Source organism: Glutamicibacter sp. MNS18, from assembly GCF_026107515.2.
GTDB lineage: Bacteria > Actinomycetota > Actinomycetes > Actinomycetales > Micrococcaceae > Glutamicibacter.
In genome coordinates this window covers 427,085-445,002 of sequence record NZ_JAPCHW010000001.1, presented here as the reverse complement: position 1 = coordinate 445,002, position 17,918 = coordinate 427,085, and the positions used below count along the sequence as shown (strand labels likewise).

21 protein-coding genes, 1 pseudogene and 1 riboswitch are annotated in these 17,918 nt (G+C 64.1%); of the genes and pseudogenes, 8 read left to right on the top strand and 14 right to left on the bottom strand.

All coding sequences use genetic code 11. The features are described from left to right. The first annotated feature begins 78 nt into the window (after nt 1–78). The 4 genes from OK351_RS02220 (at nt 79) to OK351_RS02205 (ending at nt 3,437) form a co-directional block, all read left to right on the top strand. Nucleotides 79–852 carry an amino acid ABC transporter ATP-binding protein gene (locus OK351_RS02220; protein WP_371931361.1) on the top strand — a complete coding sequence of 258 codons (774 nt, stop codon included), beginning with the start codon at nt 79–81 and terminating at the stop codon, nt 850–852. 28 nt (nt 853–880) lie between these two features. Next, nucleotides 881–1,708, top strand: a complete 828-nt coding sequence (locus OK351_RS02215) for a glutamate ABC transporter substrate-binding protein (protein WP_265155701.1) — start codon at nt 881–883, stop codon at nt 1,706–1,708. Between the two features lie 143 nt (nt 1,709–1,851). Then, nucleotides 1,852–2,529 carry an amino acid ABC transporter permease gene (locus tag OK351_RS02210; protein ID WP_265155700.1) on the top strand — a complete coding sequence of 226 codons (678 nt, stop codon included), beginning with the start codon at nt 1,852–1,854 and terminating at the stop codon, nt 2,527–2,529. Beyond that, nucleotides 2,526–3,437: an amino acid ABC transporter permease gene (locus OK351_RS02205; protein ID WP_265155699.1), complete on the top strand. Its 912-nt coding sequence runs from the start codon at nt 2,526–2,528 to the stop codon at nt 3,435–3,437. The genes OK351_RS02210 and OK351_RS02205 overlap by 4 nt, the downstream gene beginning before the upstream one ends. A gap of 44 nt (nt 3,438–3,481) precedes the next feature. Here the strand turns inward: OK351_RS02205 and dapE are convergent, their stop codons facing one another. Next, nucleotides 3,482–4,558, bottom strand: a complete 1,077-nt coding sequence (gene dapE, locus OK351_RS02200) for a succinyl-diaminopimelate desuccinylase (RefSeq protein WP_265155698.1) — start codon at nt 4,556–4,558, stop codon at nt 3,482–3,484. A gap of 87 nt (nt 4,559–4,645) precedes the next feature. Here dapE and dapD point away from each other — a divergent pair, with 87 nt between their 5' ends. Continuing rightward, a complete protein-coding gene (dapD, locus tag OK351_RS02195) occupies nt 4,646–5,599 on the top strand; it encodes a 2,3,4,5-tetrahydropyridine-2,6-dicarboxylate N-succinyltransferase (RefSeq protein WP_265155697.1) in 954 nt (317 codons plus the stop codon). Nucleotides 5,600–5,701: 102 nt separating this feature from the next. On the opposite strand, the gene OK351_RS02190 is transcribed toward dapD, so the two are convergent. The 5 genes from OK351_RS02190 to fdxA all read right to left on the bottom strand — a co-directional run bounded on the left by OK351_RS02190 (nt 5,702) and on the right by fdxA (nt 9,767). After that, nucleotides 5,702–5,959, bottom strand: coding sequence for a hypothetical protein (locus OK351_RS02190; protein WP_265155696.1), 258 nt, complete (start codon nt 5,957–5,959; stop codon nt 5,702–5,704). Between the two features lie 227 nt (nt 5,960–6,186). Continuing rightward, entirely contained in the window at nt 6,187–6,792 is a 606-nt protein-coding gene (locus tag OK351_RS02185) for a hypothetical protein (RefSeq protein WP_265155695.1), read from the bottom strand. 143 nt (nt 6,793–6,935) lie between these two features. After that, complete coding sequence (locus tag OK351_RS02180) at nt 6,936–8,216, bottom strand: citrate synthase (protein WP_265155694.1); 1,281 nt, start codon at nt 8,214–8,216, stop codon at nt 6,936–6,938. Between the two features lie 104 nt (nt 8,217–8,320). After that, on the bottom strand, nt 8,321–9,430 hold the full coding sequence (dapC, locus tag OK351_RS02175) for a succinyldiaminopimelate transaminase (RefSeq protein WP_265155692.1): 1,110 nt from the start codon (nt 9,428–9,430) through the stop codon (nt 8,321–8,323). Nucleotides 9,431–9,443: 13 nt separating this feature from the next. Next, the gene (gene fdxA / locus OK351_RS02170) at nt 9,444–9,767 is read right to left on the bottom strand and encodes a ferredoxin (protein ID WP_265155691.1); all 324 of its coding nucleotides are present in this window, start codon (nt 9,765–9,767) and stop codon (nt 9,444–9,446) included. Between the two features lie 192 nt (nt 9,768–9,959). On the opposite strand from fdxA, the gene OK351_RS02165 reads away from it, so the two are divergent. Both OK351_RS02165 and OK351_RS02160 read left to right on the top strand, forming a co-directional pair. Next, entirely contained in the window at nt 9,960–10,247 is a 288-nt protein-coding gene (locus OK351_RS02165) for a putative acetyltransferase (RefSeq protein WP_265155690.1), read from the top strand. A 242-nt stretch (nt 10,248–10,489) separates the two neighbouring features. Continuing rightward, the gene (locus OK351_RS02160) at nt 10,490–10,984 is read left to right on the top strand and encodes a helix-turn-helix domain-containing protein (protein WP_265155689.1); all 495 of its coding nucleotides are present in this window, start codon (nt 10,490–10,492) and stop codon (nt 10,982–10,984) included. A 60-nt stretch (nt 10,985–11,044) separates the two neighbouring features. Here OK351_RS02160 and OK351_RS02155 read toward each other — a convergent pair whose 3' ends face one another. From OK351_RS02155 to OK351_RS02145, 3 genes are all read right to left on the bottom strand, one after another. Continuing rightward, nucleotides 11,045–11,482, bottom strand: coding sequence for a hypothetical protein (locus OK351_RS02155; protein ID WP_265155688.1), 438 nt, complete (start codon nt 11,480–11,482; stop codon nt 11,045–11,047). Then, nucleotides 11,463–13,370 (bottom strand): translational GTPase TypA, encoded by a 1,908-nt coding sequence (gene typA / locus OK351_RS02150; protein WP_265155687.1) that lies wholly within the window; start codon nt 13,368–13,370, stop codon nt 11,463–11,465. The genes OK351_RS02155 and typA overlap by 20 nt, the downstream gene beginning before the upstream one ends. Nucleotides 13,371–13,515: 145 nt before the next feature. Continuing rightward, complete coding sequence (locus OK351_RS02145; protein ID WP_265155686.1) at nt 13,516–14,049, bottom strand: GNAT family N-acetyltransferase; 534 nt, start codon at nt 14,047–14,049, stop codon at nt 13,516–13,518. An 88-nt stretch (nt 14,050–14,137) separates the two neighbouring features. On the opposite strand from OK351_RS02145, the gene OK351_RS02140 reads away from it, so the two are divergent. Continuing rightward, nucleotides 14,138–14,506: a hypothetical protein gene (locus OK351_RS02140; protein WP_265155685.1), complete on the top strand. Its 369-nt coding sequence runs from the start codon at nt 14,138–14,140 to the stop codon at nt 14,504–14,506. Here the strand turns inward: OK351_RS02140 and OK351_RS17915 are convergent. From OK351_RS17915 to thiO, 5 genes and pseudogenes are all read right to left on the bottom strand, one after another. Further along, on the bottom strand, nt 14,500–14,730 hold the full coding sequence (locus OK351_RS17915; protein WP_371931365.1) for a rhodanese-like domain-containing protein: 231 nt from the start codon (nt 14,728–14,730) through the stop codon (nt 14,500–14,502). The genes OK351_RS02140 and OK351_RS17915 overlap by 7 nt on opposite strands. A gap of 213 nt (nt 14,731–14,943) precedes the next feature. Continuing rightward, nucleotides 14,944–15,633: pseudogene (locus OK351_RS17910) on the bottom strand (ThiF family adenylyltransferase); the annotation flags it as partial. Next, nucleotides 15,630–16,433 (bottom strand): thiazole synthase, encoded by an 804-nt coding sequence (locus tag OK351_RS02130; protein WP_265155788.1) that lies wholly within the window; start codon nt 16,431–16,433, stop codon nt 15,630–15,632. The gene OK351_RS02130 and the pseudogene OK351_RS17910, both read right to left, overlap by 4 nt. A 2-nt stretch (nt 16,434–16,435) precedes the next feature. Beyond that, nucleotides 16,436–16,681, bottom strand: coding sequence for a sulfur carrier protein ThiS (gene thiS / locus OK351_RS02125; RefSeq protein ID WP_265155683.1), 246 nt, complete (start codon nt 16,679–16,681; stop codon nt 16,436–16,438). After that, nucleotides 16,678–17,796 carry a glycine oxidase ThiO gene (gene thiO, locus OK351_RS02120; RefSeq protein ID WP_265155682.1) on the bottom strand — a complete coding sequence of 373 codons (1,119 nt, stop codon included), beginning with the start codon at nt 17,794–17,796 and terminating at the stop codon, nt 16,678–16,680. The genes thiS and thiO overlap by 4 nt, the downstream gene beginning before the upstream one ends. Continuing rightward, a riboswitch (TPP riboswitch) is annotated at nt 17,794–17,909 on the bottom strand. Its footprint overlaps the gene before it by 3 nt. Nucleotides 17,910–17,918 lie beyond the last annotated feature (9 nt).

Below are 17,918 nucleotides of genomic sequence, written 5' to 3'. Positions count from 1 at the left end.
ATTACCATTAGGTAACAACTTCTGACTACTGGTGATCCCTATCGCGTTATCACCGTCACATCGGATAATGTCTACGGTATGAAAAGAGATCACGCCACTCAATCTTCATATAACGGCCCGATTGTCGAACTGACTAAGGTCAACAAACATTACGGCGCCCTGCATGTCCTCAACGACATCAACCTTCAGGTCCCCAAGGGCGAAGTAGTCGTGATCCTCGGCCCATCGGGCTCTGGCAAGTCCACCTTGTGCCGTGCGATCAACCGCCTGGAAACCATCGATGATGGAAGCATCAAGATCGACGGCAAGACGTTGCCGGAGGAAGGCAAGGCCCTGGCCACCCTGCGTGCCGATGTCGGGATGGTTTTCCAGTCCTTCAACCTCTTCGCGCACAAGACCATCTTGGAGAACGTGACCCTGGGCCCGATCAAGGTCAAGGGCATGAAGAAGTCCGAGGCCGACAAGCTGGCCATGCAGCTGCTTGAACGTGTTGGAGTTGCCAACCAGGCAGGTAAATTGCCTGCACAGCTCTCCGGTGGCCAGCAGCAGCGCGTGGCGATCGCACGCGCCTTGGCCATGAAACCCAAGGTGATGCTCTTTGACGAGCCGACCAGTGCGCTGGACCCGGAAATGATCAATGAGGTACTCGACACCATGGTGGGTCTGGCCAAGGAAGGCATGACCATGCTGGTGGTCACCCACGAGATGGGCTTCGCTCGCAAGGCGGCCGATCGGGTGATCTTCATGGCCGACGGGAAGATCGTGGAACAGGCACCGCCGAACGAGTTCTTCACCAATCCACAGACCGATCGTGCCAAGGATTTCCTGGGCAAGCTGATCACAAACCACTGACACAAACTCGCACCAAACAGGAGGAAATATGCGTAAGACCCGTTTTGGCACCGTAGCCGCCATGGCCGCCGTTGCCGCACTGGCCCTGACTTCATGTGGCGGATCCGGTGGTGACGCCGACGGCGACACCATCCGCATCGGCATCAAGTTCGACCAGCCGGGCCTGGGCTTCAAGGACGGCGATAACTACACCGGCTTCGACGTCGATGTGGCCAAGTACGTCGCCAACGAACTGGGGTACACCGACGAGAACATCGAATGGGTCTCGGCCCCGTCGGCCAACCGCGAAACCATGCTGCAGAACAACCAGGTCGACATGATCTTCGCGACCTACTCCATCACCGATGAACGCAACCAGGTCGTTGACTTCGCCGGTCCGTACTTCGTCGCCGGCCAGGACCTGCTGGTCGCCAACGATTCGGACATCTCCGGTCCGGAGGACCTGAACGGCAAGACCCTGTGTTCGGTCACCGGTTCAACCTCTGCGCAGAAGGTCAAGGACGCCTACGCTGAGAACACCAACCTGCAGGAACTTCCGGGCTACGCGGAATGTGTCACCCAGATGAGCGGGGGGACCATCGACGCGGTAACCACCGATGACATCATCCTGGCCGGCCTGGCTGCCCAGCCTGCCTACCAGGGCAAGTTCAAGGTCACCGGTGCACCGTTCACCGAGGAGAACTACGGTGTGGGCCTGCCCGAGGGAACCGACAAGTGCGCTGACATCAACGCCGCCATCACCAAGATGATCGACTCCGGGGCCTGGGAAGAGGCCCTGAACGCGAACACCGAGGGTACCGGTTACACCCCGAACCCCGACACCAACCCGCCGACCCTGGGCGATTCCTGCGCCTAGCCACCGGCATGTGAAAAGGGGTCAAGCGCCTAGCCCTTGGCCCCTTTTCGCACCCAAACGTTTACCAGGTGCCGTTGCCATGCCACCGGCACCAACCCATTAGCCACTTGGCCGAACCACGGCCATCGAGACAGAGGCTTACAGTGGAGAATTATTTAACAATATTCACTGAATACGACATACCCGGTGCATTCTGGGTCAACATCCAACTGACTTTCTGGGCTGCCATCGGCGCCCTGGTCCTGGGGACCATCCTGGCGATGCTGCGCATCTCCCCGGTCGCCAGCTTCCAGGCCATCGGCACCAGCTATGTGAACCTCATCCGCAACACCCCGTTGACGATCATCATCCTGTTCGGTGTGCTGGCCCTCTACGGGCAGCTGGGCTTCAACCTGGGCGGCGAGTTCCATGAGAACTTCTTCCGGCTGGCGGTCATGGGCCTGGCGCTCTACCATGCGGCCTTCGTTTGCGAAGCTATCCGCTCGGGTGTCAACACCGTCCCGTTGGGGCAGGCCGAAGCGGCCCGCGCCATCGGCTTGAGCTTCATGCCGGCGGCCCGGCTGGTCATCCTGCCCCAGGCCTTCCGTGGGGCCATTGTCCCGCTGGGCAATACGTTGATCGCTTTGATCAAGAACTCCACGGTTGCCGCCGTCGGCTCGGTGGCCACCGAAGCGTCCTCGGTCATGAAGACCATGATCGAATTCCGTGCGGATATCGTGATCCCGATCTTCCTCACCTTCGCCATCGGGTTCGTCATCATCGTGATCCCGGTCGGCCTGCTCACAACCTGGCTCTCGAAGAAACTGGCGGTGGCACGATGAGCGCCTCAATCCTCTTTGATACCCCGGGCCCCAAGGCACGGCGCCGAATCCTGGCCATCAACATCCTGGGTGCCCTGCTGGGCCTGGGCCTGCTCGCTTGGGTGATCTTCGGGCTGGCAGCCAAGGGCCAGATGCAGGCCTCGCAATGGGATGACTTCGTGCAGGCCAACACCTGGAAGAACTACCTGCTTCCCGGCCTGTACAACACCTTGCAGGCCGCCATCTACGGTGTTATCGGATCGGTGATCTTCGGGCTGATCTTCGGTGTGGGACGCCTGTCGCAGAACAAGCTGATCAACGGCATCAGCACCGTGGTCGTCGAGTTCTTCCGCGCGGTTCCGGTGCTGCTGATGATCGTGTTCTTCAACGTGTTCTTCTCACGCACACTGGCCCTGGGCGGTGACACCGCCATGTGGGCAGTGGTCGCCGCACTGGTCTTCTACAACGGTTCGGTTGTCGCCGAGCTGGTCCGCTCAGGCGTGCACAACCTGCCCAAGGGGCAGCGTGAGGCGGGCATCGCCATCGGCCTCACCCGTGGACGCTCGCTACGCTACATCGAGATCCCGCAGGCCCTGGTCGCCATGCTTCCGGCCCTGATCGGCCAGTTCATCGTGATCCTGAAGGACTCGGCACTGGGCTACATCATCAGTTTCAACGAACTGCTGTTCTACGCCCGTACCTACACCTCCCCGAACGGGAACGTGTTGCAGGGGCTGATCGTCGCCGCGGCAATCTTCATCCTGATCAACTTCGCCCTGGGCAAGCTGGCCGAGATCGTCTCGCGGCGGCTGAGCAGCCGGGTGAAGAAGGAGAAGAACGCTCCGGTACCGGTGGGTGTTCCTGCGGGCCTGCCGCCGGCAGCCGGCGACACCCCGGATAAGGGCACCGACCCCAATCCGAAGAAATAGTGCGATCCGCTAGCCGATAGCCGATTCGGCCCCCGTACGCGTGCTCAGGCTTGAAGCCACCTGCGCAGGGCATCCAGGCAATCACGGATGGCCTGCTGCTCCACGTGTTCGTCGGCGCTGTGCGCCAGCAGGGCATCACCAGGCCCGAAGTTGACCGCCGGGATACCCAGCGCCGCAAAACGTGACACATCGGTCCAGCCGTATTTGGGCATGGGCTTTTGTCCGACCGCGGCCACCAGCGACGCGGCGATGGGCTGGTCCAGACCGGGACGGGCCCCGGCGGCCCCGTCGGTGCGCACCACCTCGAAGCCGTCCATCAGTTCCCGCACGATCGCCTCGGACTGCTCCACACTCTTGTCCGGGGCGAAGCGGTAATTCACCGTTACCTCGCAGTAGTCCGGGATGACGTTGCCGGCAATGCCGCCGCTGATCCTCACCGCGTTCAGCGACTCGCGATAGTCCAGCCCGTCCACGGTGACCGTCTGCGGCTGGTAGTCGGCCAGGCGCTGCAGGATCGGGGCCGCATCGTGGATGGCGTTGTGCCCCATCCAGGCGCGGGCCGAATGTGCCGCCCTCCCCCGGGTGCGCACCAGGAAGCGGCTGGTTCCGTTGCAGCCGCCTTCCACGGTACCGTTGGTGGGCTCAAGCAGGATCGCGAAATCGCCACGCAACAGCTCGGGCACCGTACGTGCCAGGCGCCCCAGACCAGATTTCGCCGCTTCGACCTCTTCGTGGTCGTAGAAGATGTAGGTGATGTCGTGTGCCGGTTCGCGCAGGCTGGCCGCCAAGGCCAGCTGCACGGCCACCCCGCCCTTCATGTCGGTGGCCCCGCGGCCGTAGAGCACCGACCCGCGAACCTGCCCGGGAACGGTGCCCAGGGCCTGCGGATCGGTGGGCAACGGTACGGTGTCCAGGTGCCCGGCCAGGATCACCCGGCGGTCCCGGCCCAGATTGGTGCGGGCCACGATCGCGTCCCCGTCACGGTACAGTTCCAGATGCCCGTACCCCTGCAGGGCGGTATGGACAAGGTCGGCCACGACCCGCTCGTTTCCGGATACGGAATTGATGTTGATCAGTGCCTCGGTCAACAGCGCGACGTCGGCATCGAGGTTCAGTTCCATCAGGGTCTACCCACTTTTTTGATCTTTTTTTTACGCAGTTCGCGTCATCCCCACGGTACCTGCAGGCATGGCCGGTACGATATTTTCATGACTTCAGTCTCCACAGAATCAACCGAAACCCCAGTCCGTCTCGCCTCAGCCCACGGGCTGGCCACCGTGGCCGAGGACGGCACCGTGCTCGATGTCTGGTACCCCGCACCCGTGCTCGGGGTCCTGGCCGACGCACCGCAGACCACCGGGGAGTTGGCCGTGTTGGCTGCCGAGGACCCCGAGCGCAGGACACGGCAGGAAGTCGTCTCATTGACCATCAATCTGGATGTCGCCCCGGCCGACACCGCCGATGTCTGGCTACGCCTGCACCTGCTCTCGCACCGTCTGGTCGAACCCAATTCAATCAACCTCGACGGGGTTTTCGGGCTGCTGCCCAATATCGTCTGGACCAACTTCGGCCCCTGCCAGGTGGAGGACTTCGAACTGACCCGGTTGCGGTTGCGCGGTCGCGGCCCGGTCACGGTGTACGGTGTGGACAAGTTCCCGCGGATGCTGGACTATGTCATGCCTGCCGGGGTCCGTGTGGCCGACGCGGACAGGGTGCGCCTGGGCGCCCACCTCGCTCCGGGTACCACGGTCATGCACGAGGGGTTCGTGAACTTCAATGCTGGCACCCTGGGAGCCTCGATGGTCGAGGGACGCATCTCGGCGTCGGTAGTGGTCGGCAACGGTTCCGATGTCGGCGGCGGCGCCTCGATCATGGGCACGCTCTCCGGTGGCGGCAAGGAACGGATCAGCATCGGCGAACGGGTGCTGCTGGGGGCGAACGCAGGTGTGGGGATTTCCATTGGCGATGACTGCGTGGTCGAGGCCGGCTTGTATGTCACTGCCGGAACCCGCGTGAGCCTGGCAGAGCGCACGGTCAAGGCACTGGAGCTCTCCGGGGTTCCGGGGCTGCTCTTCCGGCGCAACTCGGTGACCGGGGCTGTCGAGGCCCTGGCCCGCACCGGGCAGAAGATCGAACTGAACAGCGAACTGCACGCCAACTAGACACGGCACTGACAGGGCCATGGGTGTCATCCCCGCGTTGGGGAAGGCGCCCATGGCCTGTTTTGACCTGTCTCTCCGCCTACGTCCGGGGGAAGCAATCCCCTACTGGGGTTCGCTGTTGGTTCCCCCGTGTTCGTGGTCCAGCTTGCTGTCACCGCGAATCATCCGGTAGACGCCGAAGATGATCATCAAGGCACCCCAGATCACGGCAATCCACATGGGACTGCGCGTGATGACATCACCTTGGGGCACCAGGAAAATAAAGGAAGCGAAACCCGCGGCAATAATCAAACCGCCAAGGGCCAACGCCAATCCCCGGTGATGTGCAGGTCGGTTGCCTGCTGCTTGACTGGCAATCATGAGCTTCTCCATCCTGCTCGCTGCCAAGTGGCCGGCGCCGGTGGCCGGCCGTCGTCCCAAGTGGCTCAATTATCCGGGCGCACCATAGTCCCTCCTCCCCGGCAGGTGTTCGGGCAGGTGGCCAAGGGGCAACCCGCCGCGAGCCGGTGTACCACCCCATTATCCTCCTGCTTTGGGCTTCTGCACCCCCTGTTGGCAGGATTCATGGGTAGCTGCCGATCCGGGGCTCAATGGAAGATGATGCTCACGATCGGTTCGAGGTAGCCACGGAAGGCCGTGGGATCACGCAACAGGGCGCTGCTGGCCACCACAGTGGTGTTCCCGGCCAACCAGGCTCGCGGATCGCTCAGTGGCACGTCCACCAGCTGGAGGTGGGCAGCCGGTGAGTCCTTGAGGTGGTCGATCCCGTGTTCGGCCAGGATGCTCTCGATCTCATCCATCCGGGCAGGCACGTAGTCCTGGCTCCGGCGGGTGAAGTCCTGGACATGTTCCTGGGCGAACAGGGTGGTCTGCCCGTAGTGGGCGTTGGCCAGCTTGCCCAGTTCGGGATAGCCCTGCCGGGCCAGTTCGGTCAACAAATCCTCACCCTGCTGTTCGTTCAGGGCCTTGCCGTCCCTGACCAGCGAACTCCACCAGGAATACCATTCCTGGCGGATCTGGCCCGGGGAGTCCGGGGTTTGCCGCGGCCTGGGTTTGGCCCGCTGTACCAGGGCGCTGTTCGGTCCGACGTCCAGCGGACTGATTCCGCCGAGTTCCCGAAGATACAAGGCCATCAGCAGTTGCGGATTGGCACACACCCCGAGCGACCAGTTGTTACCTTGGCGGAAATACATGCCCACCTACCTCGTCCAAACGATGTATATCCCCCATAACTATCCAGAATACGCCTGAACACCGCGTTAAAACAGGGAACCGGCGGGCAGGGCATTGGCTAATGCTCCTGCTCGCCGGTCCTCTCGGCCGTCAAGACGGGTTCTTACAGGCCAGGGTAGTTGCGCTCGGTCTGACCGGTGTACAACTGGCGTGGGCGACCGATCTTGGTGTCCGGATCCTGCATCATTTCGCGCCACTGGGCGATCCAGCCCGGTAGGCGGCCAATGGCGAACAGGACGGTGAACATCTTCTCCGGGAAGCCCATGGCCTTGTAGATCAGACCGGTGTAGAAGTCCACGTTCGGGTAGAGCTTGCGCGAGATGAAGTAGTCATCGCTCAGCGCCTTCTCTTCCAGGCTCATGGCAATATCCAGCAGCTCGTTCGAACCGTGCTTCGCCAGAATGTCATGGGCGGTCTGCTTGATGATCTTCGCGCGTGGATCATAGTTCTTGTATACGCGGTGGCCGAAGCCCATCAGGCGCACGCCGTCTTCCTTGTTCTTGACCTTCTCCATGAAGGTCTCCGGCGACATTCCCGAGGACTGGATCTCGCGCAGCATCTTCAGCACCGCTTCATTCGCACCACCGTGGGCGGGACCGAAGAGTGCATTGATACCGGCAGAGACCGAGGCGAACAGGTTCGCATCGGAGGAGCCGACCAGACGCACCGTGGAGGTCGAACAGTTCTGCTCATGATCGGCGTGCAGGATCAGCAGCAGGTCAAGGGCCTTGACCATCTCCGGGTCCAGCTCGTATGGTTCTGCGGCGGTGCCGAAGCACAGGCGCAGGAAGTTCTCGACCATGTTCATCGAGTTGTCCGGATACAGCAGCGCCTGGCCGATCGACTTCTTGTGTGCGTAGGCGGCCAGCACCGGCATCTTGGCCAGCAGGCGCATGGTCGAGCGTTCGACCTGCTCCTCGTTCTTCGGGTCCAGCGAGTCCTGGTACCAGGTGGAAAGCGCGGACACGGCCGAGGAAAGGACCGGCATCGGGTGGGCATCGCGGGGGAATCCGCCGAAGAAGCCCTTGAGTTCCTCGTGGAGCAGGGTGTGCCGACGCAGCCGGTTGTCGAAGTCGTCCAGCTGCTGCGCGGTGGGCAGCTCACCATAGATCAGCAGGTAGCTGACCTCGGTGAAGGAGGACTTTGCGGCCAACTGCTCGATCGGGTAACCGCGGTAGCGCAGGATCCCCGCATCGCCATCGATATAGGTGATCGCGGATTTCGTGGCCGCGGTGTTCATGAACCCGGGGTCGTAGGTCACCGCACCAGTGGTCTTCAGCAGCGGCGCCACATTGAGCCCAGCGTTGCCCTCGGCAGCGGGGACCACCGGGAGGTCCAGGCTGGTCTGTCCAAATTGCAGCTGTGCAGAATTGATTTCTGTCATTGCTTCTCCTAACCGGAAAGCGTGTAGTTCCGAAAGGTCAGTCGTCATCGTCGAACATACCGTCAATTGGCCTTCACGTGCTAATCAACGTTTCATTCGCGAGGCTATCCGGCCGAATTTAACCGTTGTACGGCTTGATTGATCCGTTCGTCCGTGGCAGTCAGCGCGATCCGCACATGCTGCTCACCGGCGGTCCCGTAAAACGCCCCGGGACCTCCAATGATTCCCAGCTCGGCGAGCCGTTGCATGCTCTGCCAGCTGCTGCGCCCTTCCGTGCACCACAGGTAGAGCCCGGCCAACGAATCCTCGATCGTGAAACCGAATGCCTCCAACGCCGGGCGCAGCGCCTCACGGCGTACCCGGTACCTGGACTTCTGCTCGGCCACATGTTCGTCATCGCCCAGGGCGACCGCCATCGCATGCTGGATGGGCGCCGGAACGATCATCCCGGCGTGCTTGCGGTTGTTGACCAGGGCAGGCATCAGATTCGGGGCACCGGCGATGAATGCCGCCCGGTAGCCGGCGAGGTTCGACTGCTTGGACAGCGAATACAGGGCCAGCAGGTTATCCAGGTCGCCGGCGCAGACCCGCGGGTCCAGGACGCTTGGCACGCCCTGCTCGTAGTCCCCCCAGCCCAGTTCCGCGTAACACTCGTCCGAGGCCACCACGGCCCCCAGGACGCGGGCCTGGTCCACCAGCTGGCGCAGGCTGTCCACGGTGCGCACCTTACCGGTGGGGTTACCCGGGGAGTTCACCCACACGAGCTTCAGCCTGGCCCGCTGCTCCCCGGTGAGCGTGTCCAGGTCATCGGTGGCAACGCTGGTCGCCCCGACCAGTGTGGCGCCAATATCGTAGGTGGGGTAGGCGATCCGCGGGCGGACCACCACGTCTCCGGGCCCGATACCCAGCAGCAAGGGCAGCCAGGCCACCATTTCCTTGGAACCCACGGTGGGCATCACGTCATCGATCCCCAGCCCGGGGACGTCGCGGCGACGGGCGAACCAGTCAACGATGGCCTGGCGTACCTCGGAGGTGCCGTGGGTCGTGGGATAACCCGGGGTGTTGCTCGCTTCACGCAGTGCGTCCTGGATCAGCGTCGGGGTCGGGTCCACCGGGGTCCCGATGGACAGATCGACACCTCCCCCGGGGTGCCCGGCGGCCAGTTCCCGGTAGGGGGCCAGCTGGTTCCAGGGGTAATCGGGAAGTTTGAGCATGGGTGAAGGGGCCTTAGTCTTGGTTCTGCGGCGGCAGGGCGGCGATCAGCGGGTGATCGGTGCCGGTGTTACCAATTTTAGCCGCCCCACCGGGAGATCCAATTTCATCGAAGAAATCGACGTTGGCCTTGTAATAGTCCGCCCATTCGTCGGGCACGTCGTCCTCGTAGTAGATGGCCTCCACCGGGCAGACCGGTTCGCATGCGCCGCAGTCCACGCACTCGTCGGGGTGGATATACAGCGAACGTTCGCCTTCGTAGATACAGTCAACCGGGCACTCTTCGACACACGCTTTGTCTTTCACGTCCACGCACGGCTGAGCGATGATGTAAGTCACGGACCCGAGGCCTTTCCTTGCACTTTTACCTGTTGGGAATTCAAGCCAACAACGGAAGGTTCAGGTGCTCGTGTGGTGCCGCTGTTGTCTTTAGCTACCAGTCTAGTCCCGTTATCCTGTGAAGTGATGCCCGGTCGGATCGCTGTGATATAGGCCACCGGCATCCATGTCTTATGACGAAGTTGTATCCATGTGACGAAATGTAACCACCATCCCATCGAAGCGGAGACCCAGATGCTGGATCTTGACCAACTGCAGCCAGGTGACCGGATCGTGCTGCGTTACCGGCTGGAAGCCGAACCCATCCGGCCCGGGAGTGCCGCGTTGACCGACGCCCTGGGCGAGACCGTGGAGGTGGGTAAACTCAGCGTGTCCATCCAGACCCGCAAGGGCCTGGTGGTTGTCCCCCGGCAGGCCATCACCCATGCCAAACGCGTCCCACCGGCACCGCCACGTCGTCCCCGGGGGCACGCCAGATAGGCCGGCCATGACCCGTGAGGGTCGCCACTGGCCGTAACAATCGTGCCTGCGCCTCGTTAACCATTCGACATATTACGTTCAGCCGGTCATCGCGCCGACCGGGTAGGCGATACCCCTGCGGGACCGTGCCCGGCACCGCCTCTTGGTGCACCCGATCCGGCAGCACGGATGACACGACGCACACAACACGCATGTGATTTGAACAAACCAATCACTGGCCGGAAATCACGTATGCTTGCTACATGCCAACCGACGAGCAAGTCCAGTCCCGAGCCAGAGCCCTCAGTTCGCCCCTGCGCCTGCGGATTCTGCGCCTGTGCCTGCATGAGGCGCGCACCAACAAGGAGATCGCCGACATCCTTGAGCTGAACCCTGCCACCTCGCTACATCATGTGCGCACGTTGGTCAGCAATGGGTTCCTGAGCGCCGAGGATCCGCGCCGCGGCAACCGGGGCGCCAAGGAAGTCCCCTACCGCAGCACCCGCCAATCCTGGGGCACGCGCATCCCGGATGCCGCCCCCATGTTGGTGGATACCTTCCTGCAGGAAATCAACGGGCTCGACCCCCAGGAAATCCAGGTGCTGCGTGTGGGGTTGAAGCTCTCCGAGGCAACCCAGAAGGAGATGATGGCCCGGTTGCGGGAGGTCATCGAGGACTACGCCCTACGCGACCCGGAACCGGACGGTGTGCCCACGTCCCTGTTCATGGCCCACCACCTGGATATCACCGGCAACTGACCGGGATTTAAAAGCTCAAGGCTCCCGAACCCTCAGATGGATTCGGGAGCCTTTCACATTCTAGGCGGATTGGCGGCTTTCGCGGCGTAGCGCCCTCAGGGCCAGCGGCAACGCGATCAGCGCGGGAACCAGCATTCCATACATCCACAGGGCCGAGGCCAGTGCAGGGCCGGGCATGTAGTCGTACAACGCCATGGGCGTGATCAGCTGGTCATTGCCGCTGAAGGACAGCAGGCCCACCACCACATAGCAGCCGATGAACCCCAGGGCGCCGCCCCAGAGCCTCGAACTGGCAACCGCAGCCCAATAGACCAGCAATCCCAGGAAAAGCCAGGCCAGCCCGACACCCCACATCACGGGGATGTCGCCCAGATAAAACAGCGACGCGTGGATGACGCTTCCCAGGACGCCGGCCGCCACGGCCACAACCGCGGCGCGCCAGAGCGCACCGAGGTTGTGGCCGCGAGTGGTGCGGCTCTTAGCTGCGGGCCCGGACACGGTTGGCCTTCAGGCGGTCGTTGGCGTTGAGCACGACCTTGCGGATGCGGATGGCTTCCGGGGTGACCTCGACGCACTCGTCCTCGCGGGCGAATTCAAGCGACTCCTCCAGGGTCAGGGTGCGCGGCGGGGTCATGTTCTCGAAGCTGTCAGAGGAGGCTGCACGCATATTGGTCAGCTTCTTTTCCTTGGTGATGTTCACGTCCATGTCATCGGCGCGCGAGTTCTCACCCACGATCATGCCCTCGTAGACCTCGGAGGTCGGCTGGACGAAGAAGGACATGCGTTCTTGCAGGTTGATCATCGCGAACGGGGTCACCACACCTGCGCGGTCCGCCACGATCGACCCGTTGTTGCGGTATTCGATCGGCCCGGCCCACGGCTCGTAGCCTTCGGCCAGCGAGGAGGCAATGCCCGCTCCACGGGTCTCGGTCAGGAACCTGGTACGGAAGCCGATCAGGCCACGGGCCGGAACCATGAATTCCATGCGGACCCAACCGGTGCCATGGTTGGCCATATTGGTCATCCGGCCCTTGCGGGAGGCCATCAGCTGGGTGACACCACCGAGGTATTCCTCGGGTACGTCGATGGTCATGTGCTCCATCGGCTCATGGATCTTGCCATCAACCATCTTGGTCACCACCTGGGGCTTGCCCACGGTCAGTTCGAAGCCCTCGCGGCGCATCTGCTCCACCAGGATGGCCAAGGCCAGTTCACCACGGCCCTGGACTTCCCAGGCATCCGGGCGTTCGGTCGGCAACACGTTCAGCGACACGTTACCGATCAGCTCGCGGTCCAGGCGGTCCTTGACCTGGCGGGCGGTGACCTTGGCACCCTTGACCTTGCCGGCCAGCGGCGAGGTGTTGATACCAATGGTCATCGAGATCGCCGGAGGGTCGACGGTGATCAGCGGCAACGGCTTGGGGTTCTCCACATCGGTGAGGGTCTCACCGATCATGATGTCCTCGATACCGGCCACGGCCACAATCTCGCCGGGTCCGGCTTCCTCGGCGGGAACACGGTTCAAACCCTGGGTGGCGAGCAGTTCGGTGATCTTCACGGTCTTCAGCTCGCCGTCCTGGCGGGCCCAGGCAACCTGCTGGCCCTTACGCAGGGTGCCGTTGAAGATGCGCAGCAACGCCAGGCGTCCCAGGAACGGGGAGGCGTCGAGGTTGGTGACGTGCGCCTGCAGCACTTCACCTTCGGTGTAGGACGGGGCCGGCACGTGGTCGATGATGGTCTTGAACAGCGGCTCAAGGTCCTCGTTGTCCGGCAGGGTGCCGTCGACCGGCTGGTTGGTGGAGGCGAACCCGGCCTTGCCCGAGGCGAAGACGATCGGCACGTTCAGGATCTGGTCGATGTCCAGGTCCGGGGCCTCATCGGCCAGGTCGGAGGCCAGGCCCAGCAGCAGGTCCATGGAATCGGAGACCACTCCGTCGATGCGGGCATCGGCGCGGTCGGTCTTGTTGACCACGATGATCACCGGCAGGTTGGCGATCAGGGCCTTGCGCAAGACGAAACGGGTCTGCGGCAGCGGGCCCTCGGAGGCGTCCACCAGCAGCACGACCCCGTCGACCATCGACAGGCCGCGTTCGACCTCGCCACCGAAGTCGGCGTGGCCGGGGGTGTCGATGATGTTCATGGTCATCTTGCGGCCGTTGGCGGCCGGGCCGTCGTAGAACACGGTGGTGTTCTTGGCCAGGATGGTGATGCCCTTTTCGCGTTCCAGCTCGCCGGAGTCCATCACTCGGTCTTCGGTTTCGCCGTGGCTGTCGAACGCACCGGTCTGCTGCAGCATTGCGTTCACCATGGTGGTCTTGCCATGGTCAACGTGCGCCACAATGGCTACGTTGCGAAGATCTTCGCGAAGTGTGGTGTTTTCTGACATGCGTGAAGGCTCACTTCCGTCCGAGGAATTTCGGGTCATAGGGATCGGGGCCACTTTTGACCCAGCTATTCATTTTACGCGCTCCAGCCAACTGCTCCGGTTTTCTGTGGTGCAACGAACACAAAAAAGATCTGAAACCCCGGAATTAGCCGCAGGGAACCCAGAACCTCATGATCCTGTTATCCCGTTGGTAGGCGACGACGGGTTGCTCCTGATCGGATACTCCCCCACATCTTTCGATGGTAGCCCGGGATGCGGCATTTGTCGCGTTACAGGTAATCAGCGCGCGTTTAATCCCCATCCTTGACAGCCGTTCCAGCCCATGCCGGCAGAGCGCGGCGCCCAGTCCGCGGCCCCGGTATGCCGGCCTCACGGCAAAGCCCAGATGCCCCGTGTGCTGCATCGCGGATTCGTCCGGTTCGTGGCGAATCACGACACGCCCGGCCAGTTGGCCGTCGAGGAACCCTCCATAGGTGCTGGAAGCGGCCCACCCCTGGGGCAGGGCCAGTCCGCGCCGGTTCAGGGCCAACCGATCCACGTAGTCGCCCCAGCTTTCGCTGCGCCCGCGGCCGATCACGAAGTCGAAGTCCTCGGCGTCCAGCTCCGCCTGGGCGGCCTGCGCCATCGCCTCGTCCATCACCGTGTATTGCCGGAACACCGGCACCGTTTCCTTGCCCATACCTCCAGTATTGCCCAATTACCTTGAATAACCGGCAATCCTCGAGAAGACTGGTAGCAGGTTTGGGTCCGACGAGGCGAAAGGCGGCATGGATGTGGATCCCGCAACACCACCGGGGAAGCCGGTGCGGCTCTATCCCGCGCTAGCCACCTGCCTCGCCCTCGGCCTGGGCGTGTACGGCCACGTGTCGGCGCTGGTCGGCGGCCGTGTGTGGATGGCCTCGCTCTGGTGCGTGGCCGCCGGACTGGTCCTTGCCTTCCAGTCGGGATTGCGTCGGCCGGGCCTGCTGGTGGCTGCCGGGTTCCTGTTCCTCGTGTGCGCGGCCCTGGCAGCTTCCTTCGGTTTACCCAATCTGGTGGCGTGGAGCGTGGTCCCGCTGGTGGCACTGGTGTTGCCGGACCTCGCCCGTTTCCGATCACGCAGGCGGCCGCGGGAATCGTCGGCGCCGGTTCAGTAGACCAATTCGCTGCCCCGGATGCGGGCGAACCATTCGACGGTGCCGCCGCGCAGGCTGGAAACCGTGGTCGCGGGGCGTTCGAGCAGAAGTGTCCGGGCGGCACGCTGGGAGCGCACCCCGCTCTTGCAGACGATCACCACCTCGCCGCCCACCCCGTGCACATCCAGTGCGTCCCAGCCGCACTGGAGGATCTGCTCCAACGGAATATGCAGGCTGCCCGGGATGGCCCCCAGTTCGCGTTCCCAGTCCTGGCGCACATCGATGACCGTCATGTGTTCGGCCAGTTCACCCGCCTCGATCTCGGGCACCGGGGTCGGCACGGCGCAGCCTGGCTGGTAGTCGACCAGCCCGGTCACCGGTTCGCGGGCCGGATCGGCGGCGAAGTTCAACACATTGGTGGTCGACTCCAGTGCGTCGTAGCGCCAGAAACGCCCGATCAGCGGGGTGCCGATGCCGCAGATCAGCTTCAACGCCTCACCGGCCATGGTCGCCCCGACCACCGCGCACAGGGTTCCGAAGACCCCGCCCTCGGCACAGCTGGGCACCGAGTCCGCTTCGGGGATCTCCGGGAACAGATCACGCAGCATCGGCCCGCGGCCCGGGGCGAACACCGAGACCTGCCCGTCGAAACGGAAGATCGTGCCCCAGACCAGCGGGGTGCCGGTCAGCTCCGCGGCGTCGTTGGACAGGTACCGGGTGGCGAAGTTATCCGTCCCGTCCAGCACCAGGTCGTGCCCGGCGAACAATTCCAGCGCATTGTCCGTGCCCAGCTTCCCGGTGATCGCGGTGACCTGGGCGTTCGCATCCAGCCGCAGCGCGGCATCGCGCGCGGATTCGGCCTTGGGCCGGCCCACATCGGCTTCCCGGTGGATCACCTGGCGTTGCAGGTTCGAGGACTCGACGACGTCGTCATCAATCACCGTCAACGAACCGATCCCGGCGGCCACCAGATAGTTGATGATCGGTGACCCCAGCCCGCCGGCCCCGATCACCAGCACCCGGGCGTTGCGGATCCGGCGCTGGCCCAGCGGGCCGACCCCGGGAAGTGTCAGGTGCCGGGAATACCGGGCCAACTCCGCGCTGTCCAACGGCTCGCCGGGGGGCACCAACGGTTCGAATCCGCTCATTGGAACTGCCCGGCCAGGGTCTGCATGGTGCCTTCGGCCGGGGAGGAGGCCAGCGCCAGATCGCGTTTCGGGATCCGGCCGGCCAGCCGGGCGGCCCGCCCGGCGTTGACCGCGTCGCGCATTGCGGTGGCCATCAGCGGGGCATTGTGGGCACGGGTGACCGCGCTGGCCAGCAGCACCGCCTCGCAGCCCAGTTCCATGGCCAGGGCGGCATCGGAGGCGGTGCCGATCCCCGCATCGAGGATCACCGGGACGCTGGCCCGGTTCACGATGGTGGCGATGTTATGCGGGTTCAGGATCCCCAGTCCGGTGCCGATCGGGGCGCCGGCGGGCATGATCGCGCACACCCCCACGTCATCGAGCCGCTGGGCGAGCGCGGGATCATCGTTGGTGTAGGCGAACACATCGAAGCCCTCGGAGACCAGCTGCTCCGCGGCGCTGAACAGCTCGATCGGATCCGGCAGCAGGGTGTGCTCGTCGGCGATCACCTCGAGTTTGATCCAGTTGGTTTCCAGCGCTTCGCGCGCCAGTTTCGCGGTGAGCACCGCGTCGCGGGCGGTGTAGCATCCGGCGGTATTCGGCAGCGCCAACACCCCCAGGCGTTCGAGCATGGCGAACACCGAGTCCCCGCCGGCGGCCGCGTAGTGGCGGATGGCCACCGTGGTCACCTCGGTGCCGGAGGCAACCAGGGCCTCTTCCAGGGTGGCCAGCGAGGTCGCTCCCCCGGTGCCCATCACCAGCCGGGAATCCAGTGCTACTCCGGCGATCTGCAGCGGGTCGTGGGTTTGTGTCTTTGTCATCATTAGCCTCCTTGGGCGGCGGTGACCAGGTCGATGCGGGAGCGGGCCGGCACGGTGTAGCCGGCCCAGGCGCTGCGCGGGACGATGTCCCCGTTCACGGCCACCGCCACCCCCAGCCGGGTGCCATCCAGGGCGCGCCCCTGCTCGGTGAGGGGTTTTCCGGTGTGTTCGGTGACCAGGTCACGCACGGTGCTTCCCGGCGGCAGCGTGGCCGGTTGTCCATTGAGTTCAACGTCGATCGGGTTCATCCCAGGTTCCTTCTCGTGTCGGTGGTGGCGAAACGGCGCAATCCCAGAGCGGCGGTCCGTTCATCGGGCGGTTCATCCAGCAGCAGGTCCGCGGCCAGCCGCGCCCCCAACGGGGCCAGCAGGACCCCGTGGCGGAAGAAGCCGTTGGCGACCACCAGTGCCGGGTCGATCCGGTCGATGATCGGGGCATCGTCGGGGGTGCCCGGGCGGGCGCGGGCGATGACCTCGCGCAGGGAGGCGTCCATGATGCCCGGAACCAGCCGCCGCGCGTCATCGAGCAACGTGTACATCGCCTCGACGCTGACCATCTCGTTGCCGTCCTCCCGGCTGCTGGCCCCCAGCACGATGCTGCCATCCTCGCGTGGCACCAGGTAGACCGGGCGCCGGTGCACCAGCCCGCGGACGGTGTGGGTGATCAGCGGCTGCAGGTGTCCGGGGATATCCAGGCGCAGGATGTCCCCGTATACGGCCCGCAGCGGCAGCGCCGGGGTCCCCGGGATCTGTTGCAGCCCGGTGCTCAGCAGCACCTGGTCCGCGTCGATCACCCGTCCACCGGCGGTACGCACCGCGGGCCGGCCGTTGCCGGCGGGCAGGACTTCGGTGACCAACTCGCGCACCAGGCGCGAGTCGAAATACTCGACGAGGATCGCGGTCAGCGACCGGGGGTCGATCTGGTGGTCGGCGGCGAAGACCAGGGCGCCGGCGATATTGGAGGCCAGGGCCGGTTCACGACGCCGGGCCTGCGAACCGAGCAGCACCTCGCTGGGCAGGCCCAGCTCCTGGCGGACCTGTTGCAGTTCCTCAAGGGCCTGCCGGTCGGCCTGCTCGGCGGCGATGACCATGGTGGGGTTCTGCCGGTAGGCCGGCCTTTTCCCGGTGACCTGTTCGATCCGGCCCACCAGCTGCGGATACAGCGCGGCCGAGTCGGCCATCAGCGCGTGCAACGGATCCTGGCCCCAGACAATTTCGGAGGCCGGTGCCAGCATTCCGGCGGCCGCGTGGCTGGCACCGGACGCCGGGTCGGGATCGCAGATGGTGACCTCGACCCCGCGGCTGTGCAGTTCAAAGGCCGTGACCAGCCCGATGATTCCCGCGCCGACGAGCACAACATGCATGGGTACGCATTTCCTTCCTACGGCGGCATGACCCGCATCAGGTGTGGCGGTCGGCGCTTAAGCCCTCTCAGCCCTGGCCGGTGACGGCCAACAGGGCTCCCGCGGAGTTAGAGCGATTATAG